Source organism: Curtobacterium sp. PhB146 (assembly GCF_004342995.1).
Lineage (GTDB): Bacteria > Actinomycetota > Actinomycetes > Actinomycetales > Microbacteriaceae > Curtobacterium.
Window position 1 is genome coordinate 84,400 of record NZ_SMBN01000004.1, and the last position, 22,069, is coordinate 106,468.

A 22,069-nucleotide genomic window follows, 5' to 3' on the forward strand; every position below is an offset into this window, starting at 1 on the left:
CTCGTGGGGAGCCGGGGCCGTTCCCGTTCCCGCTCCGGTTCGTCGGCGTCCGGGGGCGTCCGGGGGTGTCCGGGCGCGTCAGCCACCACCACCCGCACCGGTCCCGGTGTCCGTTCCGGCACCGAGCACGGACACCGCGGCGACGACCGTACCGATCGCGACGACGACACCGACCACGGCGCGGCGGAGCGGCAACCGCCGACCGGCACCGAGCGGGATGCCGCGCTCGACGACCTCGCGCAGTCGAGCTGCCGGGCCCGTCGTGTCGAGCGGCGGGTCCGCCTCGGCGAACACCAGGTCGGCCGGCGGTGGGGCCCATCGGAACGGCCGCGGCGGCGCCGCACCCCGGACCGCCTCGAGCGCCGCGCACACGGTGCTGCGGTCGCCGTCGAGCGCCGCGAGGAGCGCAGCGTCCACGTCGTCGCGACTCGGATCGCGCGGGTCGACACGGTCCCAGACGACCCGGGCGGCGAGCACGAGGACCCGTGCAGCATCGTCACCGGGCAGCTCCGTGCCGTCGCGGACGGCTCCAGCGGGGTGGTCGCACAGCACCACGGCGCCCGCGTCGTCCACCAGGACGTCGTCGATCCCCGCGACGCCGAGCCGCACCGCGCCGTCCACGGCCGCGACGAGGAGCTCGAGCAGCGGCACGCAGAGGGTCACCGCGACCCCGGTCGTCGGGGTGCCGAGACGGTCCAGCGCCACCGGGAGCGGCGTGCCGCGTGGGCGGTCGAGCAGGGTCACGAGCCCGCCGGCCCCGGTCCGGCCCACCGCCTCGACGGGCACCAGGTGCCGGTGTCCGGTGGCGCACCGGTCCGCGATCCAGGCCGCCACGGCAGCGTCGTCGGCCGGCGCGACCCAACGGTCGCTGCGGGCGTCGTCGACGCTCTGGTCGGTGCTCGGGTCCATGGTGACGAGCGTGGCGGAGGCGAGCCGGGCCTCCTGTCCGTCCTGCCCGGTCTGTGGACAACGCGTGTTCGCGCACAGCCGGACCGACTGCGGTCTCCCCCGGACCGCGGAGGCCGTATCCTGTCAGCATGGCACGCAGCACTTCCACAGACACGAAGGCGAAGGAGCCGGGGCGTCTCAAGCAGATGTTCCAGGTCTTCCAGATGACCCGACGGGCCGACCCGTCGTCCGTCTGGTGGTTCGCCCTCGCATTCGGCGGCCCCGTCGTCCTCGGCATCGTGCTGGCGCTGGTGCTCCCGGGCCAGAACTGGCTCGCGATGATCCTGTGGATCGTCGCCGGTGTCCTGATGGGCGTGCTGCTCTTCCTCATCGTCCTCGGCCGGCTGGCCGAGCGGGCGGCGTACTCGCAGATCGAGGGCCAGCCCGGCGCCGTCGGAGCGGTGCTCTCCAACTCGCTGCGTCGGCAGTGGCGCTCCAGCGAGATGCCCGTCGCCGTGCACGGTCGCTCGCAGTCCGCGGTCTACCGCGCGGTGGGGCGCCCCGGCGTCGTCCTCATCACCGAGGGCCAGCGCGGCAACCTGAAGCGTCAGGTCGACGAAGAGCGTCGCAAGGTGCAGCGCATCGTCCCGAACGTCGCGGTCCACGTGGTCAGCGTCGGTGACGGCGACGACACCCTCACGCTGCACAAGCTCCCCCGTGCCATGAACAAGTTCAAGAAGTCGCTCAACCGCAACGAGGTCCTGGCCGTCGCGAACCGCCTCGACTCGCTCACGCAGAGCCCTGCCGCGGCGATCCCGAAGGGCATGGACCCGATGCGGGCCCGCGCCGGACGTCCGCGCTGACCCGTCCCCGAACCACCACGCAGAACGCCCCCGACCGTGCCAGGTCGGGGGCGTTCTGCGTGCGTGCGTTGCGGTCGCTGGTGGCGGCAGGTGGTGCGAGGTTGTTCACTCGGTGCGAGGACGGAACGACGCACGGAGTGATCAACCTCGCACCGTGCGTGCGACCGGTGGCGCGGGGCGCCGGTCAGCGGCGGACGAGCACCGTGCCGGCGATGCGGTCGTGGGCGCCGCGGCTGTCCCGGTCGATGATGAGCGCCGGCACCACCAGGCAGAGCAGGACGGTCCGGACGACCGGACGCCACACCCCCACGTAGCCCCCGCGCATCGGCACGACGCGCAGCCCGACGCAGATGTGCCCGAACGATCCGGACAACAGGCAGATGAAGAGCACCTGGAGCGCGGCGAAGATCGCCAACTGCACCCACGAGTGCGCGATGTCCCCGGAACCGTTCACCGGCGACCAGACCCCGGTCACGTAGGCGATGAGGTCGGCGAGGGCACCATCGATGAGCAGGGCGACGATCCGCCGTCCGATCCGCCCGACGCTGCGGGGTCCTTCCTCCGGCAGACCGAGGTCCTTGCCCGGCCAGCCGTCGGGGTGCTCGGAGGGCGCGGACGGACTGGAGGAGCTGCGGGCCATGCCCCCAAGCGTAGGCGACCTGCCGCCCGTAACACGCCCGAAACAATTCAGTCACGTCCGGGAAACCCCGTGTCAATAGCCTCGTCGGAGGTGCCTTGATCGGTACCTCCGACATCACCCAACCCATTGGAGATCGGCCCCCATGTTCAGCGATTCCTCCGAGGTCCTGGCCTTCATCAAGGACACCGACGTCAAGTTCCTCGACATCCGATTCACGGACCTGCCGGGTGTGCAGCAGCACTTCAACATCCCCGCCTCGACCGTCGACGAGGACTTCTTCTCGGTCGGCCAGCTCTTCGACGGCTCCTCGATCCGCGGGTTCGCGTCGATCCACGAGTCCGACATGCAGCTGATCCCCGATGTGACCACCGCCTACGTGGACCAGTTCCGCGCCGAGCGCACGCTCATCATGATCTTCGACATCTACAACCCGCGGAACGGCGAGATCTACGGCCGCGACCCGCGCCAGGTGGCGAAGAAGGCCGAGAAGTACCTCGCGTCGACGGGCATCGCGGACACCGCGTTCTTCGCCCCCGAGGCCGAGTTCTACATCTTCGACGACGTCCGCTACTCCGTCACCCAGAACGAGTCGTTCTACGCGGTCGACTCCGAAGAGGGCGCCTGGAACACCGGTCGTGAGGAAGAGGGCGGCAACCTCGCCAACAAGACCCCGTACAAGGGCGGCTACTTCCCCGTGTCGCCGGTCGACAAGACCGCCGACCTGCGCGACGACATCACCCTCAAGCTGATCGACGCTGGCTTCGAGCTCGAGCGCTCGCACCACGAGGTGGGCACCGGCGGCCAGCAGGAGATCAACTACAAGTTCGACACGATGGTCCACGCCGCGGACGACATCCTGAAGTTCAAGTACATCGTCAAGAACACGGCGGACCAGTGGGGCAAGGTCGCCACGTTCATGCCGAAGCCGCTCTTCGGCGACAACGGCTCGGGCATGCACACCCACCAGTCGCTCTGGTCGGACGGCAAGCCGCTCTTCTACGACGAGAACGGCTACGGCGGCCTGTCCGACCTGGCCCGTTGGTACATCGGCGGTCTGCTGAAGCACGCTCCGGCGCTGCTCGCCTTCACCAACCCGTCGATCAACTCGTACCACCGCCTGGTCAAGGGCTTCGAGGCTCCGGTCAACCTGGTCTACTCGGCCGGTAACCGTTCGGCTGCGATCCGCATCCCGATCACGGGCACCAACCCGAAGGCCAAGCGCATCGAGTTCCGCGCGCCGGACGCCTCGGGCAACCCGTACCTCGCCTTCGCCGCGCAGCTGATGGCGGGCCTCGACGGCATCCAGAACCGCATCGAGCCGCACGAGCCCGTCGACAAGGACCTCTACGAGCTCCCGCCCGAGGAAGCAAAGGGCATCCCGCAGGTCCCCGGCTCCCTCGACGAGGCGCTCGACTTCCTCGAGGCGGACCACGAGTTCCTCACGAAGGGCAACGTCTTCACCGAGGACCTCATCCAGACCTGGATCGACTACAAGCGTGAGAACGAGATCCTCCCGCTGGCGCAGCGCCCGCACCCGTTCGAGTACGAGCTGTACTTCGGCGTCTGATCCTCGCTGACACACGAAGGCCCCGCACCGTCAGGTGCGGGGCCTTCGTGTGTGTCGCGACAGCGACAGTGTGCCGCGAACCATCCGCAGGAATGTGTCGCTTTGGCGGGGGGGGGGTACGGACGCGACCGTCTGGAGGCCCGGTGCCGGTCCGGCGGGCCGGCACTGGGCCTCCCGGCTGGTCGCGACGCACGTTCCTTCCCATCGCACCCGGACTGGGAAGCCGAATCGGGCGTACCTGGTCGAAAGTTCCGACCAGGTACGCCCGTTTCGACCACCTGTGCTCGATCCGATCCGACCCGGCACCGCGCACACGGGAACGGGGCCCGTGCCGCCCGGCACGGACCCCGCTTCGCGAACGGTGACTAGCGAGCCGTGGCCAACGAGTCGTTCGTCCCCGCTGCGACGCTCACGGGTGCACCCGTGACCGGCGTGGGCCGCCCCAGGGAACGGACGGTCCACCCCGCTTTGACCCAGTCGTGGACCGGGAGGCAGTTGCGCGCGTCGATCACGACGCGGCGACCGACGAGGTCACCGAGGGCGACCGGGTCGGCGGTGATGATCTCGTCCCACTCGGTGAGCACCAGGACGACGTCGGCGCCCTCGATCGCGTCCGCCATCGACGCGGCGTAGCTCAGCGTCGGGAACGAGCGCTTCGCCGGCTCCATCGCCTCGGGGTCCCAGAGGGTGACCTGGGCGCCGCGCAGGTGCAGCGCGGCGGCCACGTTGAGCGCCGGGGAGTCCCGCACGTCGTCGGTCAGGGGCTTGAACGCGGCACCGATGACGGCCACGCGACGGTTCAGCACCGATCCCCCGGCCGAGTCGATCGCCATGTCGATGACCCGCTGACGCTGGCCCATGTTGATCTCGTCGACCTGCTGCATGAGGCCGACGACCTGGCCAGCACCGATCTCGTTGGCGCGGTACATGAGCGCTCGGATGTCCTTCGGCAGGCACCCGCCGCCGAACCCGAGGCCGGCGTTCAGGAACTTCCGGCCGATGCGAGCGTCGTGTCCGAGGGCGTCGGCGAGCGTCGACACGTCGGCGCCGGTGATCGCGCACATCTCGGAGATCGCGTTGATGAACGAGATCTTCGTGGCGAGGAACGCGTTGGCGCTCACCTTGACGAGCTCCGCGGTGGCGAGGTCGGTGGTGATGACCGGGGTGCCCTCGCTGATCGGCGCGGCGTAGACCTCGCGGATGACGGCGTCGGCAGCCTCGGACGCGCCGCCCCAGACCAGGCGGTCCGGGTGCAGGGTGTCCTCGACGGCCTTGCCCTCGCGGAGGAACTCCGGGTTCCAGATGAGCTCGGCGTCGATCCCCGAGGGCGTGAACTCGCGGACGATGCCGCGCAGTCGCGCCGCGGTGCCGACCGGGACCGTCGACTTGCCGACGATGAGTCCCGGGTGGGTGAGGTTCTCGGCGACGCCGCGGGTGGCGCTCTCGACGTACGCCAGGTTGGCGGCGTGCGAGCCCGCCTTCTGCGGGGTGCCGACGCAGACGAAGTGGACGTCCGCAGCGGCGACGGCCGAGGCGATGTCCGCCGTGAACCGGAGCTTGCCGCTCGCGACGTGCTTCGTGATGAGCTCGGGCAGGCCGGGTTCGAAGAACGGGACCTCGCCGGCGGACAACGCGGCGAGCTTCGCCGGGTCGACGTCCACGCCGATGGTCTCGAAGCCCATCTCGGCCATGGCGGCCGCGTGGGTGGCACCGAGGTAGCCGGTACCGATGACGCTGATGACGGGTGCGGGACGGGTGTCGGCCTGGTCGGGCGACTTCTTGGACGCGGTCATGGCGTGACCTCCTGCAGGTCGTAGTCGATGTCGTTGCGCTTGATGCCCTCGGCGAAGGCCGCCAGGGAGTCGGCTCGCGAGTTGAGCCGCCAGTCGTTCGTGGTGCGTGTGCCGTCGACGATCGTGGTCGCGGTCTCGCTGAAGTACGCGAAGCCGATGATGTCCGAGTTGGCGGGGTCGGCCAGGGCGTCGAAGAGCGAGTTGATCCACTGGGTCTTCTGGGGGTTCGAGACGCTGCCCCCGGTCTCGGTGGCCCCGATCTCGTTGAGCACGATGCCCTTGCCGGGCGCGACCTGCCGGATCTGGGCGAGCGTCGCACCGAAGGTGTTCTCGAAGGTCGGCTGCTCGGTGGCGTCACGGTAGTAGCCGCTCATGCCGACCCAGTCGACGTACTCGGCGCCCGGGTAGTAGTTCTGCATGTACTCGAGCGTCTGGTACTTCGCGTTGCCGAGCTTGTCGATGCGCGACGGCGACCAGTCCCAGATGGCGTACTGGTTCGCGCCGTTGGCCTGGAAGACGTTCCAGACGTGCTGCCACATCGCGGTGTACGAGCCGGCGGCGTTCTGCTGCTTCGCCGATTCGGACCAGTTGTACCACTGGCCGTTCATCTCGTGGTCGAACCGGATGACGAGCGGCTGGCCGTTCGCCGCCAGGGACTTGGCGTACTGCGTCAGGTAGGCGTCGAACTTGCCGGAGATGACGTCCTCGTTGGTGTAGCCCTCGACGTACGGCTCGTCGTTGCCCGTCTTCGCGGGCACCGACTCCCACGTCATCATCGGCAGACGACCGTTCGCCCACGAGCGCTGGACCGCGTTCTGGTTGAAGTCCTGGTCGAAGCCCTGGAAGAAGCCGACCATGTTCGTCGCCTTCCCCACCTCTTGCGAGACCTGGTCGTACTCGGACCAGTTGAACGGGGACTGCGCCGTGTACAGGCCGTACCAGCGGGACTGCTGCCCGAGGATGTCCGCCTTGGTCGGGACCGCCACGGGCGTGGTGCCCGGGTCGGTCGACGGGCCGGGGTTCGGGTTGGTGACCCCACCGGAGCCACCACCCGAGCCGCCGGAGCCGCCACTCGAACCCGACCCACCGGCCGAGCTACCGCCGGAACCGGAGCCGGAACCCGACCCGGACCCGTTGTCGGAGACGGCGGACCCGCCGGTCCCGGAACCCGAGCCGGAGCCCGAGGTGCCGGCCCCGTTCGCACCGGAGCCCGACGCGTTGACGGAGGACGAGCCTCCCGAGCCCTTCGCGGAACCGAGCTGGGACTGGAGCGACGCGACCTGCGCCTTGAGCTCCGTGATCTGGTCGCCACGCGACCCGGCCTGGGCGGTGCGGGAGTCGAGCTTGCCCTCGAGCGCCCAGATGCGGTCCTGGGCGGCGTCGAGCTGCGTCTGCAGTTCGGCGGCGGACACCTTCTTGGCCTTCGGGGCGGTGACCCCGAGGGCCTGGTGCACGGCGGTGGAGACGGGGCCGGCCGGGGAGACCCAGACCGACCAGGTGATGAGGGCGAGGGCGAGGACGATGGCGGTCGTGCCGACGGCCGTCCAGCGGGCGTGCTTGCTCGACTGCGCCCACCAGGTACTGGAGGAGCGGATGATGTCAGACAATGAGGAAGGCCTCCAGGACGAAGATCGCGATGCCGATGCAGTACGGGATCGCGGCGTACGGGTTGTACCGGCGGGCCTTCACGGGGGCGGTCCGTGGGGCTGTGGGCTGCACTGCTGCTGCGGCAGCGGCCTCGCGCCGGGTCGCGAGCACGGTCGTGGTGGAGTTGGTGGTGGCGTCGGCCCCGAAGAGCTCGTCGAACGCGCGGTCCACGGCCACCTGGTCACTCCCGAGCGGCACGCGTCCGTCGACGGCCCGGGCACGGTCCGCGGCGTCGATCGGGCTGACCGGGGTCTGGGTGCCGAAGGACGACGGCTGCGCGGCGTCGGACGGGTCCTCCTGCATCGGACCGCCGGCATAAGCGCCGGCGCGGGTCCCCCAGCCGGACGCGTGCGCCAGGCGGAAGAAGCCGATGAGCCGGATCGGCATGAGGAAGAACGTCGACACGATGATGAACATCGGCAGGCGGAAGAAGTCACTCGGCTTCTCGGCCAGGTGGCGCATCTGCCGGATGGCCATGCTGAGCACCGACGAGACGACCATCAGGGCGGCGACGTAGACGAAGCCCGTCGAGAAGCCGTACTGCGACAGGATGCCCTGGTACAGGTTCTCGCCCTGCCCGGTGAAGGCACGGTAGATCCAGCCGGCGATCACGCCGAAGAGCATGAACGGCAGGATGATGTCGGTGATGAAGAACGCCGCGAGCACCGGGGCGTGGCCGAGCATCCACGGCAGCATGCGCAGCGTGTTGTACTGCGAGCCACGGGCCCAGCGGAGCTGCTGCTTGAACAGCTTCTTCACCTGCAGCGGAGCGTCCGTGTAGACCAGCGAGGTGTACTGGTAGACGGTCCGGTACCCCTCCTTGAGCGTGAGGTTCGTGAGCGTGCGGTCGTCGGAGACCTCGAGGAACACACCCATGAACTTCTCGTGCATGAACTTGTCCATGACGCGCATCAGGATGCTCCGCCGGAAGGCGATCGTGCGCCCGGGCAGGCAGCCGATCTGCCCGAGGACGCTCTGCGCGGGCATCGAGTAGAGCGCTCGCGAGTTCTCGAGCCAGTCGGCCCAGCGGGTGATCCAGCTGCGCTCGGGTTCGAGGATGCGCTGCCGGGTCGTGACACCGCCGACAGACTCGTCGGCGAACGGCTTGAGGAGTTCCTCGAGCGCGCCGGGGGTCCAGACGGTGTCCGAGTCGACGAGCACCGTGATGTCGCCGTTGGACATCTCGGTGCCGACCTTGACGGCGTTGCGCTTGCCCGGGATGGGCGTGTGGGTCCAGCGGACGAGCGGGGCGAACTCGTCGCAGACGGCTTCGAGCGCCTCGTTGCGGGCGCCGTTGATGACGACGATGATCTCGCCGGGTCGCTGCTCGACCATGCGACCGATGACGTCGCGGAACAGGTCGAGCGGTTCGTCCACGACGGGGACGACGACGCTGGTGGTACCGACGAAGGTGCCGGTGAACGGGCGGTAGCGGGCGGAGATGACGACCTTGACCAACCAGAGCAACCAGATCACCGCGGAGTACACGGCGAACAGGTAGAACTCGGGGTGGCCTTCGACCATCTGCCTGATCTGCAGAATGAAGGTGAACACTGATCCCTGCTTCAACGTTCGAGGTGGAGATTCCGCGACGTTGGGGAATCAGGGTCGGTTCGGGTGACCCCATTGACGCAGAAACCTGAACCCCCGCGCAACGCGACCCCCGTCCGGGGGCGTTTCGAGCGCGTTACGGGGTACACACTTGTCCCCATCTCCACCGGGACCGGTGGTCCCCCCTCGTGCTGACAGCACTCCTGCGGACCGCGTTCACCCTGTCACTCACCCTGGTGGGCGGCGATCACTGCCGGGAGGCGCGGATCACCGCACCGGGAAACCCCTGTTCACGACAGGGTCACCGGGCGAGTCGGCGCGGACCTCTGGCACGTCTGCCGGCGGCCCGGGGCGTGGTGGTCACGGCGAAGTAACGACGGACCCGTCTGTCCGAATCGGGGTACAGTCCGAAACGAACGGGGGACGGTGCGCGACACGGGGAATTAACCTGCGACGACTCGTCACCTTCGCGTCCGGGGAGCACGCCCGGGCGTGTCGGTGCCGCGTCAGGCGCCGTAGAACTCGCGCTCGAAGACCTGCCGTGCACGTCGGGTGACGCCGAGGTAGTCCTCTTCGAGCTCGCTCGCCGAGCCGGGCGGGTACTCCATCAGCCGCGCGACGCCCTCGAGCTGGACTCGGTCGACGGGCAGGACGTCGGTGGTCTTCCCCGACCAGAGCACCAGCGCACTGCGCGTCCGCGAGGCGAAGCGCCAGGCCGCACCGAGCCGCTCGCCGTCGTCGGCACTGACGAACCCGGCAGCTACGGCACCGTCGAGTGCCTCGAGCGTCGAGGTCGTGCGGAGCGCGGGGAACTCGAGGGCGTGCTGCAGCTGCAGGAGCTGGACGAACCACTCGACGTCGCTGAGCGATCCGCGCCCGAGCTTCAGGTGGCGAGCCGGATCGGCCCCACGTGGCAGTCGCTCGGACTCGACACGGGCCTTGATGCGTCGGACCTCGCGCACCTCGTTCTCGTCGATCCGCTCCGGGTAGCGCGTCCGGTCGGCCAGGTGCTCGAAGTCCCGGAGCAGCTGGGCATCCCCCACGGCGCCACGGGCACGGAGCAGCGCCTGCGCCTCCCACGTCAGCGACCACCGGGCGTAGTAGGCGCCGTAGGACTCGAGCGTGCGCGCCACCGGGCCGTTCTTCCCCTCGGGGCGCAGGTCGATGTCGAGGTCGAGCGGGTGGACGGTGTCCTCGGTGAGCCGGTTCAGCTCGCGCACGATGGTCTGTGCCGTCCGGGAGGCCACCTCGGTCGCCAAGTCCGGGGCGCGGTACACGTAGAGGACGTCGGCGTCGGAGCCGAAGCCGAGCTCACGCCCGCCGTAGCGGCCCATCGCGATGATCCCGAACTCGAAGTCCGCGGGGGCGTCCCGCCGGGCGAGCGCGAGGGCCCCGGCGAGCGTCGCTTCGGTCACGTCGCTGAGTGCAGCACCCAGAGCGTCCACGTCGAGGTGGCCGAGCACCGCAGCCATGCCGAGGCGCAGGGTCTCGCGGCGGCGCGCCGAGCGCAGCAGGCTGGCCGCACCGTCGACGTCGTTGCCGTGCCGCGCGGTCGTCGCGGTCATCTCGGCGAGCAACGAGTCCATCGGGCGGGCACGCAGGAGCGACTCGGGCTCGTCGAGCCAGGCGACGGCCTCCGGGAGCCGCTCGAGCAGACCGGACAGGAACGCCGACTCCGACAGCACGGTGGTCAGCGAGTGCGCAGCCCCGGACGAGTCGCGGAGCATCCGGAGGAACCAGCTGGACTCCCCCAGGGTGTCGCTGAGCCTTCGGAACGCCAGCAGGGCCCGGTCCGGCGCCGGCCCCTCGGCCATCCACCGCAGGAGCACCGGCAGCAGGTTGCGCTGGATCGCCGCACGTCGACTCGTGCCCTGTGTGAGCGCCCGGATGTGCCGCAGCGCACCGGGCGGGTCGACGAACCCGATCGCGCCGAGCCGGTCGACGACCTGGTCGTCGGTCAGCACGATCTCGCCCTCGGTCGTGGCGACGGCGGACAGCAGCGGACGGTAGAACAGCCGCTCGTGCAGGCCGCGGACCTCGAGCTTGACCGCACGCCACCGGGTCTCGAGGGCCGAGGCCGAGGTGGCCAGACCGCTCGACCGGGCGAGGACGCGGAGTTCTTCCTCGTCGGTCGGCATCAGGTGCGTCCGCTGCAGTCGGCGGAGCTGGATGCGGTGCTCGAGGACCCGGAGCAGCGCGTAGTCCGGACCGAAGTGGGCGGCCTCGGCGCGTCCGACGTACCCGGCCGCGGTCAGGGCGTCCATCGCCTCGAGGGTGGAACGGACGCGCACGGACTCGTCGTCACGACCGTGCACGAGCTGCAGGAGCTGCACGGTGAACTCGACGTCGCGCAGGCCGCCCGGACCGAGCTTGAGCTGCCGGTCGACCTCGCCGTCGGGGATGTGGTCGGTGACGCGCTCGCGCATCCGCTGCACCGACTCGACGAACCCGGGGCGCGCCGACGAGCTCCAGACGAACGGTGCGACGGCCTCGGCGTAGCGCGCGCCGAGGTCGGCCGAGCCGGCGATCGGCCGGGCCTTGAGGAGCGCCTGGAACTCCCACGACTTCGCCCAGCGCTCGTAGTACGCGACGTGCGAGTCGAGCGTGCGGACGAGGGCGCCGTCCTTGCCCTCCGGTCGCAGGTTCGCGTCGACCTCCCACAGACCGGGTTCGGCGGCCAGGTCGGTGATCGCGTGGGTCGCGGCGATCGCGATCCGCGTCGAGATGCGGACGGCACGGTCGGTGTCGATGTCGTCGGTGGCCTCGGTGACGAAGATGACGTCGACGTCGCTGACGTAGTTGAGCTCGCGTGCGCCGGCCTTGCCCATCGCGATCACCGCGAGCGGGGTCGCAGCGACGTCGGCGGCCGGGAACGGCACCTCGCGCCGGGCGACGTCGACCGCGGCGTCGAGCGCTGCCCCGGCGAGGTCGGCCAGTCCGGCAGCGACGGCCGGGAACGCCTCGGTCGGCGACGAGTGCAGCACGTCGTACAGGGCGATCTGCGCGAGGTGCCGGCGGTACCGCACCCTCAGGCACATCCGTGCGTCCTCGCCGGTGGCACCGTCGATCGCCTCGAGCAGGGACGCCGTGTACCGCTCCTGCGACCAGGGTGCGACGACGGGCTCGAGCAGCAGTGCGAGCTCGGCAGGACGACGGTGCAGGAACTCGCCGAGACCGACCGAGGCGCCGAGCAGGCGGATCAGCCGCTCCGTCGCCGCCTCGTCCGTCAGGACGGGGCGGAGCTCGTCCGGAGCACGCTCGAGCAGCCGTTCCAGCAGCCGCAGCGCGCCGTCAGGATCCGCGGTGATGCCCCACAGCGCCGGGGTGCCGCTCACCGGCAGCGGCACGACGGAGCCGAACCGCGCCTCCAGGTCGGCGATCCGCTCCAGGCTCTCCGACAGCTCGGCGAAGCCCAGGCGGGCCAACTCGGAACGCGACGACGTCGTCCGACCGGTCATGTGGTGCGCTCTCTCAGAGGGCGCCGAGGTTGGTGTCGAGCTCGAACGGCGTGACCTGGTCGCGGTAGCGCTTCCACTCCTGGCGCTTGTTGAGGAGCACGAAGTTGAACACGTGCTCGCCCAGCGTCTCGGCGACGAGCTCGGAGTCCTCCATCAGGCTGAGGGCGTGGTCGAGGCTCGACGGCAGCTGGCTGTACCCGAGGGCACGACGCTCGGCGTCGGTGAGGCTCCAGACGTCGTGCTCGGCCTCGGCCGGCAGCTCGTACTCTTCCTCGATGCCCTTGAGCCCCGCAGCGAGCAGCAGCGAGTACGCCAGGTACGGGTTCGCCGCCGAGTCGATGCCGCGGTACTCGATGCGCGAGGACTGCCCCTTGTTGGGCTTGTACAGCGGCACGCGCACGAGCGCCGAACGGTTGTTGTGGCCCCACGTCACGAAGGACGGGGCCTCGTCGCCACCCCAGAGGCGCTTGTACGAGTTCACGAACTGGTTCGTGACCGCGGTGATCTCCGGTGCGTGCTTGAGCACACCGGCGATGAAGTGCTTGGCGGTCCGGGACAGCTGGTACTCGCCGCCGGCCTCGTAGAACGCGTTCTGGTCGCCCTCGAAGAGTGAGACGTGCGTGTGCATGCCCGAACCCGGCTGGCCGGAGATCGGCTTCGGCATGAAGGTCGCGTAGACGCCCTGCTCGATCGCGACCTCTTTCACGACCGTGCGGAAGGTCATGATGTTGTCCGCCATCGTCAGTGCATCGGCGTAGCGGAGGTCGATCTCGTTCTGGCCCGGGCCGGCCTCGTGGTGGCTGAACTCCACCGAGATGCCGAGGTCCTCGAGCATCCGGACGGAACGGCGACGGAAGTCGTGCGCGCTGCCGCCGGGGACGTTGTCGAAGTAGCCGGCCTGGTCGACGGGCTGCGGCCCGCCGTCCTTCCACTCGCGGCTCTTGAGCAGGTAGAACTCGATCTCGGGGTGCGTGTAGAACGTGAAGCCACGCTCGCTCGCGCGGGCCAACGTGCGCTTCAGCACGTTGCGCGGGTCGGCGACGGCGGGCTGGCCGTCCGGCGTCGTGATGTCGCAGAACATCCGCGCGGTCGGGTCGACCTCGCCGCGCCACGGCAGGATCTGGAACGTCGAGGGGTCCGGGTGCGCGAGCACGTCGGCCTCGTACGAGCGGGACAGGCCCTCGATCGCGGAGCCGTCGAACCCGATGCCCTCGGCGAAGGCGCCCTCGACCTCGGCCGGGGCGATCGCCACCGACTTCAGCGTCCCGATGACGTCCGTGAACCAGAGTCGGATGAACTTGATGCCGCGCTCCTCGATGGTGCGGAGCACGAAGTCCGTCTGCTTGTCCATGCACGACCTTTCCGTGTATCGGGTGGCCGCGGGCGGGCCTCGTCCCAGGCTAGTGGTCCCGCGGCGTGCGCGGGGCCGTGCGACGCGTCAGTGGTCCGTCACCGTGCCGTCACCGGTGCGTCACTGGTCGTCGGCGTCCCACTTCTCGTTGTTCGCCGCGATCCGGTCGAGCGCGTGCTGCGCTTCCTCGCGCGTGTCGAACGGGCCGATGCGGTCGCGCTGCGGGGACTGCGGACCCTGCTCGACCTGGCCGGTCTTGTCGTTGAACCACCACTGGGACTCGATGCGTTCGTCGCTCATGTCGCCCACCGTACCCAGGTGACGGCCTGGAGGCCCGGTGCCGGTCCGGCGGACCGGCACCGGGCCTCCAGGCAGTGGCGCTCACCCCGTCGGGCCGCAGCAGGGGGCGGTTGCGCTCGGCGCGTCGCGCCGCGGCTAGAGTGGTCGGCATGCCCCGGGACGAACACGGACACCTGACCGCCGGCCGCGTCTCCCCGCTCCGGACCGTCCCGAAGGACATCGAACGCCCGGAGTACGTCGGCAAGGTCGAACCGCACGAGCACGGCCTCGGTGACACGTACTCCCCCGACGAGGTCGAGCGCATCCGCACCGCCGGCCGCATCGCGTCCCAGGCCATCGACGCCGTCGGCGCGGCGATCCGTCCGGGCGTGACCACCGACGAACTCGACCGCATCGGCCACGACTTCGTCGTCGCACACGGCGCCTACCCGTCGACGCTCGGGTACCGCGGGTACCCGAAGTCGCTGTGCTCGAGCCTCAACGAGGTCATCTGCCACGGCATCCCCGACGACACCGTCCTGCAGGAGGGCGACCTCGTCAACATCGACATCACCGCCTACAAGGACGGGATGCACGGCGACACGAACCGCACGTTCATCGTCGGGCAGGCGTCGCAGGAGGTGTCGGACCTGGTGACGCGGACCGAAGAGGCGCTCCGACGCGGCATCAAGGCCGTCGCCCCCGGCCGGCAGGTGAACGTCATCGGCCGCGCCATCGAGGCGTACGCGAAGCGCTTCGGCTACGGAGTCGTCCGCGACTACACCGGCCACGGAGTCGGTCGTGCCTTCCACTCCGGCCTGATCATCCCGCACTACGACGCGCCGCAGTACGACGACGTCATCGAGCAGGGCATGGTGTTCACCATCGAGCCCATGTTGACCCTCGGCGGGATCGAGGCCGACATCTGGTCCGACGACTGGACGGTCTCGACGCGCGACAAGTCGTGGACCGCGCAGTTCGAGCACACCCTCGTCGTCACCGAACGCGGCGCGGAGCTCCTCACCGTCTCCTGACCGGACACCCCTTCCTGACCGGGCACTCCGGCAGGCAACCGAAAGGCACGACAACCTCATGACCTCCCTCGCAGTCGGCGTCGACATCGGTGGTACGGGCATCAAGGGCGCGATCGTCGACGTCGCGTCCGGTGAACTGACCACGGACCGCATCAAGAAGGCCACCCCGGAAGGCGGGAAGCCCCACGACATCACCGCCGTCGTCGCCTCGATCCTCGACGAGCTCGCACCCGCGGCCGACGTCCCCGTCGGCGTGTGCTTCCCCGCGATCGTGCGGGACGGCAAGACCATGTCGGCCGCGAACGTCTCGAAGAAGTGGATCGGCTTCGAGGCCGAAGCGCTGTTCGAGAAGGAGCTCGGCCGCGCGATCCACTTCGTCAACGACGCCGACGCCGCCGGGTTCGCCGAGCAGCAGTTCGGCGCGGCGAAGGGCAAGGACGGCCTGGTGATCGTCACGACGCTGGGCACCGGGATCGGCAGCGCGCTCATCAACGACGGCGTGCTCATCGTGAACTCGGAGCTCGGACACCTGGAGATCGACGGGCACGACGCCGAGTCGCGCGCCTCCTTCGCTGCCAAGGAGCGCGACGACCTGTCGTGGAAGCACTGGGCGAAGCGCCTGCAGACCTACTACTCGACGCTCGAGGCCCTGCTCTCCCCCGAGCTCTTCGTCGTCGGCGGCGGCGTGTCGAAGCAGTACGAGGAGTTCCTGCCGCTGCTCGACCTGCAGGCGGAGATCATCCCCGCGACCCTGCGCAACAACGCCGGCATCATCGGCGCCGCGACCCTGGCTGCCCGGAGCGCCTGACCCGGCGATCGGTCGGACGGTCGAGCCCGCACTGGCCTGCACCGTGCGGCGCGGGAGGTGTTCGGTGCGGTTCGACGCGCCCGGCCGCTGGCGCCGAGGTTCCACGACTCGCCGTCTGCGGTGCGCCGAGGTTCCACGGAGCCCCCTCGTGCGCGCCGACATGCCGAGATCTCGGAACCTCGGGGCGCGGGCACGGGCGGGCGCGGGCACGGGCGCGGGGCCGGTAGACTCGGACCTGCGAATGGGTCGGTGAGACGGTCGCGTCACTCCTCCGGGAGTGCCGAGGAACGTCCGGGCTCCACAGAGCAGGGCGGTGGGTAACACCCACCCGGAGCAATCCGCGAGACAGTGCCACAGAAAGCAGACCGCCGGCGGCAACGTCGGTAAGGGTGAAACGGTGGTGTAAGAGACCACCAGGGGTCCGGGTGACCGGATCCGCTCGGTAAACCTCGCCCGGAGCAAGGTCAGACAGAGGACGCTGAGGCTGCTCGCCGAGTCCTCGGGTAGACCGCTGGAGGCCGACGGCAACGTCGGTCCGAGAGAGATGGCCGTCACCGCCGTGCAAGCGGCGGGACAGAACCCGGCGTACGGCCGGCCCATTCGCCCCACTTCCACGAGACCCGTGCTCGACGCACGGTGCGGCGCTCGCGATCCCGTGCGAGGTTGCACGCTCGGTGCAGCGCCACAAGGCCGCACCGAGCGTGCAACCTCGCACCAGGCGACGGACCCCGCACCGTGCGCCCCCGCACCGCCACACCCCGCACCGTGCACCGCAGACGGGAGGCGCGGTGCCAGCTGGCACCGCGCCTGCCGTCGGCAGCGTGCGAGCGCCTACAGCCCCGACTCGGCGGTCCGCACCAGGATCGCGTCGCTGTCCGGGCACAGCACCACGTCGTCCGGCGCGGCCCGGCGGATGTCCTGCAGGTCCGAGTTGTTCAGCGCCACGCCCGAGGCCGTCGACACCCCACCCTGCAGCAGCGACGCACCGAAGCCGTAGCGAGCACGCTGCCGGTCGTAGAGCGCGAGCAGCTCGGCCGGCACCTTCGCGGCGACGTCGGCACGGGCCTGCTCGGCGGATGCACGGTCGGACGACAGCCGCGCGATCTCGGCGTCACGCTCGGCGACCAGGCCGGAGCGGGCGGCCTCGACGTCGGCGAGCTGCGCCTCGATGTCGCCGACCCGGGCGCGGAGGCCGTCGAGGTTCTCCATGACCTCGAGCTCGGCGGTCTCGAGGCCACCGATGCGCCGCTGCAGCGACTCCAGCTCGTTCTGCAGCCCGGTCGCGTCCTTCGAGTTCGACACGTTCTGCAGCATCGTGGTGTCGCGCTCGACGCGGGCCTGCGCGGTGGCGGTGTCTGACTCGAGACGGGCGAGTTCGCGTTCGGCGTCCTCGACGAGGCCGGTCGCGGCGACGAGTTCGCTGCGCAGCCCGGCCGCCTTGGTGCCGAGTTCGGTGAGCTGGTCGCCCTTCTGCAGCGACGTGATGCGGTGCGCGATGCGGGTGACGTCGTTGTCGAGTCGTTGGACGTCGAGGAGGATGACCTGGTCCTCGGGTGCTGCCTTCATGGTCAGACTCCTTCAGTGGGGGTGGTGGGTTCGGCCGCCGGCAGGACCGCGAAGTCCCACGGGTCGGTGCGGAGGTCGCTCACGGTGACCCGGACGCCGGCGGCGTCGCGCAGTTGCGCGGCCGCGACGTCGAGCCAGAGCCACTCGGTGGCCCAGTGCGAGGTGTCGATGAGGGCGGGACCGCCGCCGAGCAGTGCTTGTTCGCGGAACTCGGACGCCGGGTGGTGGCGGAGGTCGCTCGTGATGTACACGTCGGCAGCGAGGACGGCGGGGTGGCCGAGCAGCGAGTCCCCCGCGCCGGCGCACAGTGCCACGGTGCGGACGGGCTGGTCGAAGTCGCCGGACACCCGGACCCCGGTCGCGGTGGGCGGCAGCAGGTCGACGAGCTTCCGGGCCAGGGCGCCGAGGGTCGTGCCCTCGGCGAGGACCCCGACGCGGCCGATGCCTGTCGCGTCGTCGGTGCCGGCGTCGAGCGGTCGCTGGTCGGTCAGGCCGATCCGGTCGGCGAGCACGGCCGAGGTCCCCGTGGTGACGACGTCGGCGTTGGTGTGGGCCGCGATCAGGGCGCTGCCACCGCGCACGAGGGTCGCGAGGACGCTGCCCTTGTACGTCGACTCGGCGATCGTCGTCACGCCGCGCAGGAGCAACGGGTGGTGCGTGAGCAGGAGCCCGGCACCGAGCTCGACCGCTTCACGTGCGGTCGCGGGGACGGCGTCGACGGCCAGGTGGACGTGCTCGACGGTGGCGTCCGGGTCGCCGGCGACCAGTCCGACGGCGTCCCACGACTCGGCTCCTGCGGCGGGCCACAGGTCTTCGATCACGGCCTGGAGTTCGCGGAGCGTCGGCATCCGGTCAGTCTACCGAGGCGACCGCGTCGGCACCGGCAGCCGGTCCGCGCGGGGTGATCCGGGCCTCCCGGTCAGCGGCGACCGAGCGCACGGAGCAGGCCGGCGACGAGTCGCGACCACCAGCCGGGCCGGGCCGGCTCGTCGGTGCCGGTTTCGGTGCCGGTTTCGGTGTCGACGCTCGCCGGGGCGGCCGTCTCGACGACGGGTACGGCGATCAGGTCCGGCAGCACGACGGGCGTGCTCGCGGTCGTGCCCTGGTGGGCGGTGAGGGCGGCCGCGAACGCGGCACGGTCGATGACCGTCGGCCCGGTGGCGGGCTGGACGAGCGGCGTGGGTCGCGTGTTCGCGGACACCGGCGACACGGCCGGGAGGCCCAGCACCGGTCGCACGGGCTCGTCGCGTTCCGGGGCGACCAGCGCCACGGCCGGGGTCGCCGTGACGACGTCGGCTGCCGGTGCGGCTGCTGCCGCCGGTGCGGGGCGGACCACGGCCACCGCGGGAGCGGGGGCAACGCCGGTCACGACGGCGACCGGAGCGGTCGCGGCACGGCGGGCGGCTGCACGGTCGCGACGGTCCGACTCGGCGGCGGCGTCCTCGAGCAGGTCCGCGAAGACGGTCTGGGCGAAGGCGCGGGCTGCGGTGACCTCCGGGTCGTCCGCGCCGTCGACGGTGGCCTCCCAGGCGGCGAGGCGGGCGAGGTCCTCGTCGCGGCGACGGACCTCGTCCTCGAGCAGGACGATCCGCTCGATGGTGCTGCGACCGGTGGACGACGAGACCTGGATCGCGAGGTCCTCGATGCGCAGGGCGAGGCGCTCCGGCGGTTCGGGGAACGACGGTGCGCAGACGGCGGCGTGCCGGGCGCGGTCGCGGCGGAACGCGGGGGCTGCGGGCGCAGTGCTGGCTTCGGGCGCGGTGCTGGCTTCAGGCGCGGTGCTGGCTTCAGGCGCGGTGCTGGCTTCAGGCGCGGCGACTGCTGCAGCCGCGGTGCTGGGGTCCGGCGTCTGGACGGCGGTGGCGTCGGCCACGGCGCCGGGGCGCTGCACCGGGCCGGTGACGGGCGGGACCACGAGGTCCGCCACGTACGGCGTGCGCGTCGCCGGGGCGTCGCGAAGCCACTCCTCGACCTCGCGACCGAACGGGTCGACGAGGGGGGTGCGTGCACCGGACTGGGTCTCCATGTCCGAAGGATAAATATCGCGCGCGCCGAAACTCGGGACATCCGCGGTGTGTCGCAGCAATCCCTGCCATATCGCCCCGAACGTGAACGGCGTGTCGCCCGTCGCCCCGGGGTCGGGTCAGAGCGTCTGCTCGAACGCGCCGAGGAGCTCCCGACCGGCGGGCCAGGCGCCGACACCGCTGGCGACGTTGACGTGGCCGAGCGGGCCGACCCGGAGCACCGCGGCCCCCATCGTCTCCGCGAACGCCAGAGCACGGTCGGCGGTGCAGTACGGGTCGTCGTCGCTCACCACCAGGCGGGTCGGAACGCGGGCCGCTGCGGTGCCGACCGGGATCGGGCGGGGCGCGGGGAACCCGGAGGCGGCCGCGGGGAAGCCCGGTGCCGCGGGGTCCGGGGGCGCGACGAGGAAGGCGCCGGCGACGGTGGGGCCAGCGGCGCCGGCGGCGGCTGCGACGAGCCAGTCGGCGACGGCGAGCACGCCCAGGCTGTGCGCGACGAGCACCGGCGGTTCGGCGCACGAGGCGACCGCGCGGGAGATGGCCTCTCGCCAGTCCCCCGGGTCCGGCTCACCCCAGGACGCCGGTGCGATGCGGACGGCGTCGTCACCGCGCTCCCGCTGCCAGACGGACTGCCAGTGCTCCGCGTCGGAGTTCCAGATCCCGGGCACGATCACCCACGGTCGAGGTCTGCTCACCCGGGCAGCGTAGCGAACCCCGGACGGACCTAGCGCTGCAGGGTGTCGCGCGGGTACTCGGAGAAGCGCGCTGCGTACGCCGCAGAGAACCGGCCGAGGTGTGCGAAGCCCCACCGCATCGCCACGCTCGCCACGGTCAGGTCGCCCGTCGACGCACGGCGGAGTTCCTCGCGCACCCGGTCGAGACGGATCCCGCGCAGCATCGCGTTCGGGGCTGTGCCGACCTGTCGCTGGAACGCCTGCTGCAGACCGCGGACACTCAACCCGACGTGCTCGGCGACGTCGGTGGTCGAGATCGGCGTGTGTGCGAAGGCGTGCATGTACTCGACGGCCTCGCGGACACGGCCCGTGGCGCCCTGCGGCAGGGGGACGTCCGGGGCCAGCAGCTTGTGCGGGAACGTCCGGAGCAGGGACCGGGCAGTGTCCCGCGCGACCTCGGCCAGGGCGAGCGAACTGACCGACGCCCGACCGAGCACGACCGCCGCGGCACGCTGGACCTGCGCGTTCCAGCCCCGCAGCTCGGCCGTGCGCGGCGTCGCCGTGTGGTCGAAGACGAGCGGACCCGGCTGCGCACCGTGGACCTCAGCCGCGACGCGCTCCAGGGCGGTGCGGTCGAACTGCACCAGGCTCTGCCGGACGTCCTGCAGGTCGAAGGCGAAGGGACGGCCGGTCGGGAACATCATCGGGGTGGCGGGCGTGAACGCGACCTCTTGCCGGCCGATGTCGACGCGCCCGCCGCCGTCCGTGATCCACATGACGACGTACTCGTCGCGGACGTCCAGCTCACCCTGCATGCGGGCGTCGAACCGGGTCGAGCGGAACGACATCACGTCGTCGCCGACGACGCGGAAACGGTACGCGAACGGACGCTCCGTGCGGGTCGCAGTGAAGCCCACACTGGCGTAGGCGTCCTCGTACATGTGCACGGCAGCGTCGAGATCGGCCCCCGACGTCTCGAAGCTGATCCTGGGATCCGGTTCGGCTGTCATCGCGCGAATCGTGACACGGCGGCCAGGAACCCCGGGAATCCCCCGCGGCACCTTGCGGATTGTGGCCCACGGAGTGCGCGAGACGGACGAAGCGACCGGTCGCGTGGTGGCGGTCAGTGACGGGCGCGCAGGACCGTCCACCGGTTCTCGTCGGCGATCCGCTCGTACCGCAGGTCGTCCACGACCATCCGGACCAGGGCGAGTCCGCGACCGCTCTCGGCGAGTCCGTCGGGCAACTCGGCCGACTCGGTGTCCACGGTGGCGGCGACGCCGTCGTCGGAGAGCAGTGCGGCGAACCGGTCCGCTCCGATCTCGAGGCGCAGGCGGCAGGAGACTCCCTCCGGGCGTGTCCCGTGCTCGATCACGTTCGAGGTGAGTTCGACGATCGCGAGCTCGAGGGCCATCCGGTCCTCGACGGAGACCGAGGGTTCGTGCTGCCACACGCCCGCCAGGAACTCGTGCACGGCGGACACGTCGTCCGGCGGGCACGACAACGCGAGCGTGTGCTCGGCGGCCGAGGCGGTCATCACCAGTCGGTGACCGCAGCGTCCCCGTCGGGGTACGTGCGGAGGATCTTGTCGATGTTGGAGAGCTGCAGGACCATCTGCACCTGCTCGGACGGCGCTGCGATGCGGAGGTCGCCGCCCGCCTGCCGCGCGGTCTTCAGGCTGCCGACCAGCGCGCCGAGCCCGGACGAGTCCATGAACTCGACACCGGAGAGCTCGACCACGACGCGGGCACGTCCGTTGTCGACGACCTTCGCGACCGCCTCGCGGAACTCGGGGGCGGACACCATGTTGAGGCGCCCGCTGCACTCGAGTACCGCGGTGTCGGGCTGCGCTTCGTGTACGACGATGTCCATGCCGGGTGGTCTCCTCTGATCGGTGCGCCTTGCAACCAGCAACCTACCGGCTCC

19 protein-coding genes and 1 other RNA gene are annotated in these 22,069 nt (G+C 70.8%); 5 read left to right on the forward strand and 15 right to left on the reverse strand.

Features of this window, described 5'->3' with window-relative positions:
• Window positions 1–78: 78 nt before the first annotated feature.
• Window positions 79–909 carry a hypothetical protein gene (locus EDF33_RS15235; RefSeq protein WP_132100480.1) on the reverse strand — a complete coding sequence of 277 codons (831 nt, stop codon included), beginning with the start codon at window positions 907–909 and terminating at the stop codon, window positions 79–81.
• A 128-nt stretch (window positions 910–1,037) separates the two neighbouring features.
• Here EDF33_RS15235 and EDF33_RS15240 point away from each other — a divergent pair, with 128 nt between their 5' ends.
• Window positions 1,038–1,751 carry a DUF4191 domain-containing protein gene (locus tag EDF33_RS15240; RefSeq protein WP_132100481.1) on the forward strand — a complete coding sequence of 238 codons (714 nt, stop codon included), beginning with the start codon at window positions 1,038–1,040 and terminating at the stop codon, window positions 1,749–1,751.
• A 184-nt stretch (window positions 1,752–1,935) separates the two neighbouring features.
• Here EDF33_RS15240 and EDF33_RS15245 read toward each other — a convergent pair whose 3' ends face one another.
• Entirely contained in the window at window positions 1,936–2,391 is a 456-nt protein-coding gene (locus EDF33_RS15245) for an RDD family protein (RefSeq protein ID WP_123292673.1), read from the reverse strand.
• Window positions 2,392–2,533: 142 nt separating this feature from the next.
• On the opposite strand from EDF33_RS15245, the gene glnA (EDF33_RS15250) reads away from it, so the two are divergent.
• Window positions 2,534–3,958, forward strand: a complete 1,425-nt coding sequence (glnA, locus tag EDF33_RS15250; protein ID WP_123938182.1) for a type I glutamate--ammonia ligase — start codon at window positions 2,534–2,536, stop codon at window positions 3,956–3,958.
• A 365-nt stretch (window positions 3,959–4,323) separates the two neighbouring features.
• Here glnA (EDF33_RS15250) and EDF33_RS15255 read toward each other — a convergent pair whose 3' ends face one another.
• The 6 genes from EDF33_RS15255 to EDF33_RS15280 all read right to left on the reverse strand — a co-directional run bounded on the left by EDF33_RS15255 (window position 4,324) and on the right by EDF33_RS15280 (window position 14,058).
• The gene (locus EDF33_RS15255; protein WP_123292672.1) at window positions 4,324–5,751 is read right to left on the reverse strand and encodes a UDP-glucose/GDP-mannose dehydrogenase family protein; all 1,428 of its coding nucleotides are present in this window, start codon (window positions 5,749–5,751) and stop codon (window positions 4,324–4,326) included.
• Entirely contained in the window at window positions 5,748–7,358 is a 1,611-nt protein-coding gene (locus tag EDF33_RS15260; protein ID WP_123938183.1) for a glycosyl hydrolase, read from the reverse strand. The genes EDF33_RS15255 and EDF33_RS15260 overlap by 4 nt, the downstream gene beginning before the upstream one ends.
• A complete protein-coding gene (locus EDF33_RS15265) occupies window positions 7,351–8,952 on the reverse strand; it encodes a glycosyltransferase family 2 protein (protein WP_132100482.1) in 1,602 nt (533 codons plus the stop codon). The genes EDF33_RS15260 and EDF33_RS15265 overlap by 8 nt, the downstream gene beginning before the upstream one ends.
• 503 nt (window positions 8,953–9,455) lie before the next feature.
• Window positions 9,456–12,407, reverse strand: a complete 2,952-nt coding sequence (locus EDF33_RS15270) for a bifunctional [glutamine synthetase] adenylyltransferase/[glutamine synthetase]-adenylyl-L-tyrosine phosphorylase (protein WP_132100483.1) — start codon at window positions 12,405–12,407, stop codon at window positions 9,456–9,458.
• Between the two features lie 13 nt (window positions 12,408–12,420).
• Window positions 12,421–13,758: a type I glutamate--ammonia ligase gene (glnA, locus tag EDF33_RS15275; protein ID WP_111087010.1), complete on the reverse strand. Its 1,338-nt coding sequence runs from the start codon at window positions 13,756–13,758 to the stop codon at window positions 12,421–12,423.
• Window positions 13,759–13,878: 120 nt separating this feature from the next.
• Entirely contained in the window at window positions 13,879–14,058 is a 180-nt protein-coding gene (locus EDF33_RS15280) for an SPOR domain-containing protein (RefSeq protein ID WP_111087009.1), read from the reverse strand.
• 149 nt (window positions 14,059–14,207) lie between these two features.
• Between EDF33_RS15280 and map the strand changes: the two genes are divergently transcribed.
• From map to rnpB, 3 genes are all read left to right on the forward strand, one after another.
• On the forward strand, window positions 14,208–15,071 hold the full coding sequence (gene map, locus EDF33_RS15285; RefSeq protein WP_123292854.1) for a type I methionyl aminopeptidase: 864 nt from the start codon (window positions 14,208–14,210) through the stop codon (window positions 15,069–15,071).
• A 58-nt stretch (window positions 15,072–15,129) separates the two neighbouring features.
• Window positions 15,130–15,879 carry a polyphosphate--glucose phosphotransferase gene (ppgK, locus tag EDF33_RS15290; protein ID WP_111087008.1) on the forward strand — a complete coding sequence of 250 codons (750 nt, stop codon included), beginning with the start codon at window positions 15,130–15,132 and terminating at the stop codon, window positions 15,877–15,879.
• 242 nt (window positions 15,880–16,121) lie between these two features.
• Window positions 16,122–16,482: RNase P RNA component class A (rnpB, locus tag EDF33_RS15295), an RNA gene on the forward strand.
• Between the two features lie 228 nt (window positions 16,483–16,710).
• On the opposite strand, the gene EDF33_RS15300 is transcribed toward rnpB, so the two are convergent.
• The 7 genes from EDF33_RS15300 to EDF33_RS15330 form a co-directional block, all read right to left on the reverse strand.
• Window positions 16,711–17,445: a hypothetical protein gene (locus EDF33_RS15300; protein ID WP_132100484.1), complete on the reverse strand. Its 735-nt coding sequence runs from the start codon at window positions 17,443–17,445 to the stop codon at window positions 16,711–16,713.
• A gap of 2 nt (window positions 17,446–17,447) precedes the next feature.
• Window positions 17,448–18,293 (reverse strand): Nif3-like dinuclear metal center hexameric protein, encoded by an 846-nt coding sequence (locus EDF33_RS15305; RefSeq protein ID WP_132100485.1) that lies wholly within the window; start codon window positions 18,291–18,293, stop codon window positions 17,448–17,450.
• A gap of 71 nt (window positions 18,294–18,364) precedes the next feature.
• Complete coding sequence (locus tag EDF33_RS15310; protein ID WP_132100486.1) at window positions 18,365–19,471, reverse strand: hypothetical protein; 1,107 nt, start codon at window positions 19,469–19,471, stop codon at window positions 18,365–18,367.
• Between the two features lie 117 nt (window positions 19,472–19,588).
• Window positions 19,589–20,164 carry an alpha/beta fold hydrolase gene (locus EDF33_RS15315; protein ID WP_132100487.1) on the reverse strand — a complete coding sequence of 192 codons (576 nt, stop codon included), beginning with the start codon at window positions 20,162–20,164 and terminating at the stop codon, window positions 19,589–19,591.
• Window positions 20,165–20,193: 29 nt separating this feature from the next.
• Complete coding sequence (locus EDF33_RS15320) at window positions 20,194–21,153, reverse strand: AraC family transcriptional regulator (protein ID WP_132100488.1); 960 nt, start codon at window positions 21,151–21,153, stop codon at window positions 20,194–20,196.
• 113 nt (window positions 21,154–21,266) lie between these two features.
• Complete coding sequence (locus EDF33_RS15325) at window positions 21,267–21,680, reverse strand: ATP-binding protein (RefSeq protein WP_111085614.1); 414 nt, start codon at window positions 21,678–21,680, stop codon at window positions 21,267–21,269.
• The gene (locus EDF33_RS15330; protein WP_123292661.1) at window positions 21,680–22,015 is read right to left on the reverse strand and encodes an STAS domain-containing protein; all 336 of its coding nucleotides are present in this window, start codon (window positions 22,013–22,015) and stop codon (window positions 21,680–21,682) included. Before EDF33_RS15330 ends, EDF33_RS15325 begins: the two co-directional genes overlap by 1 nt.
• Window positions 22,016–22,069 lie beyond the last annotated feature (54 nt).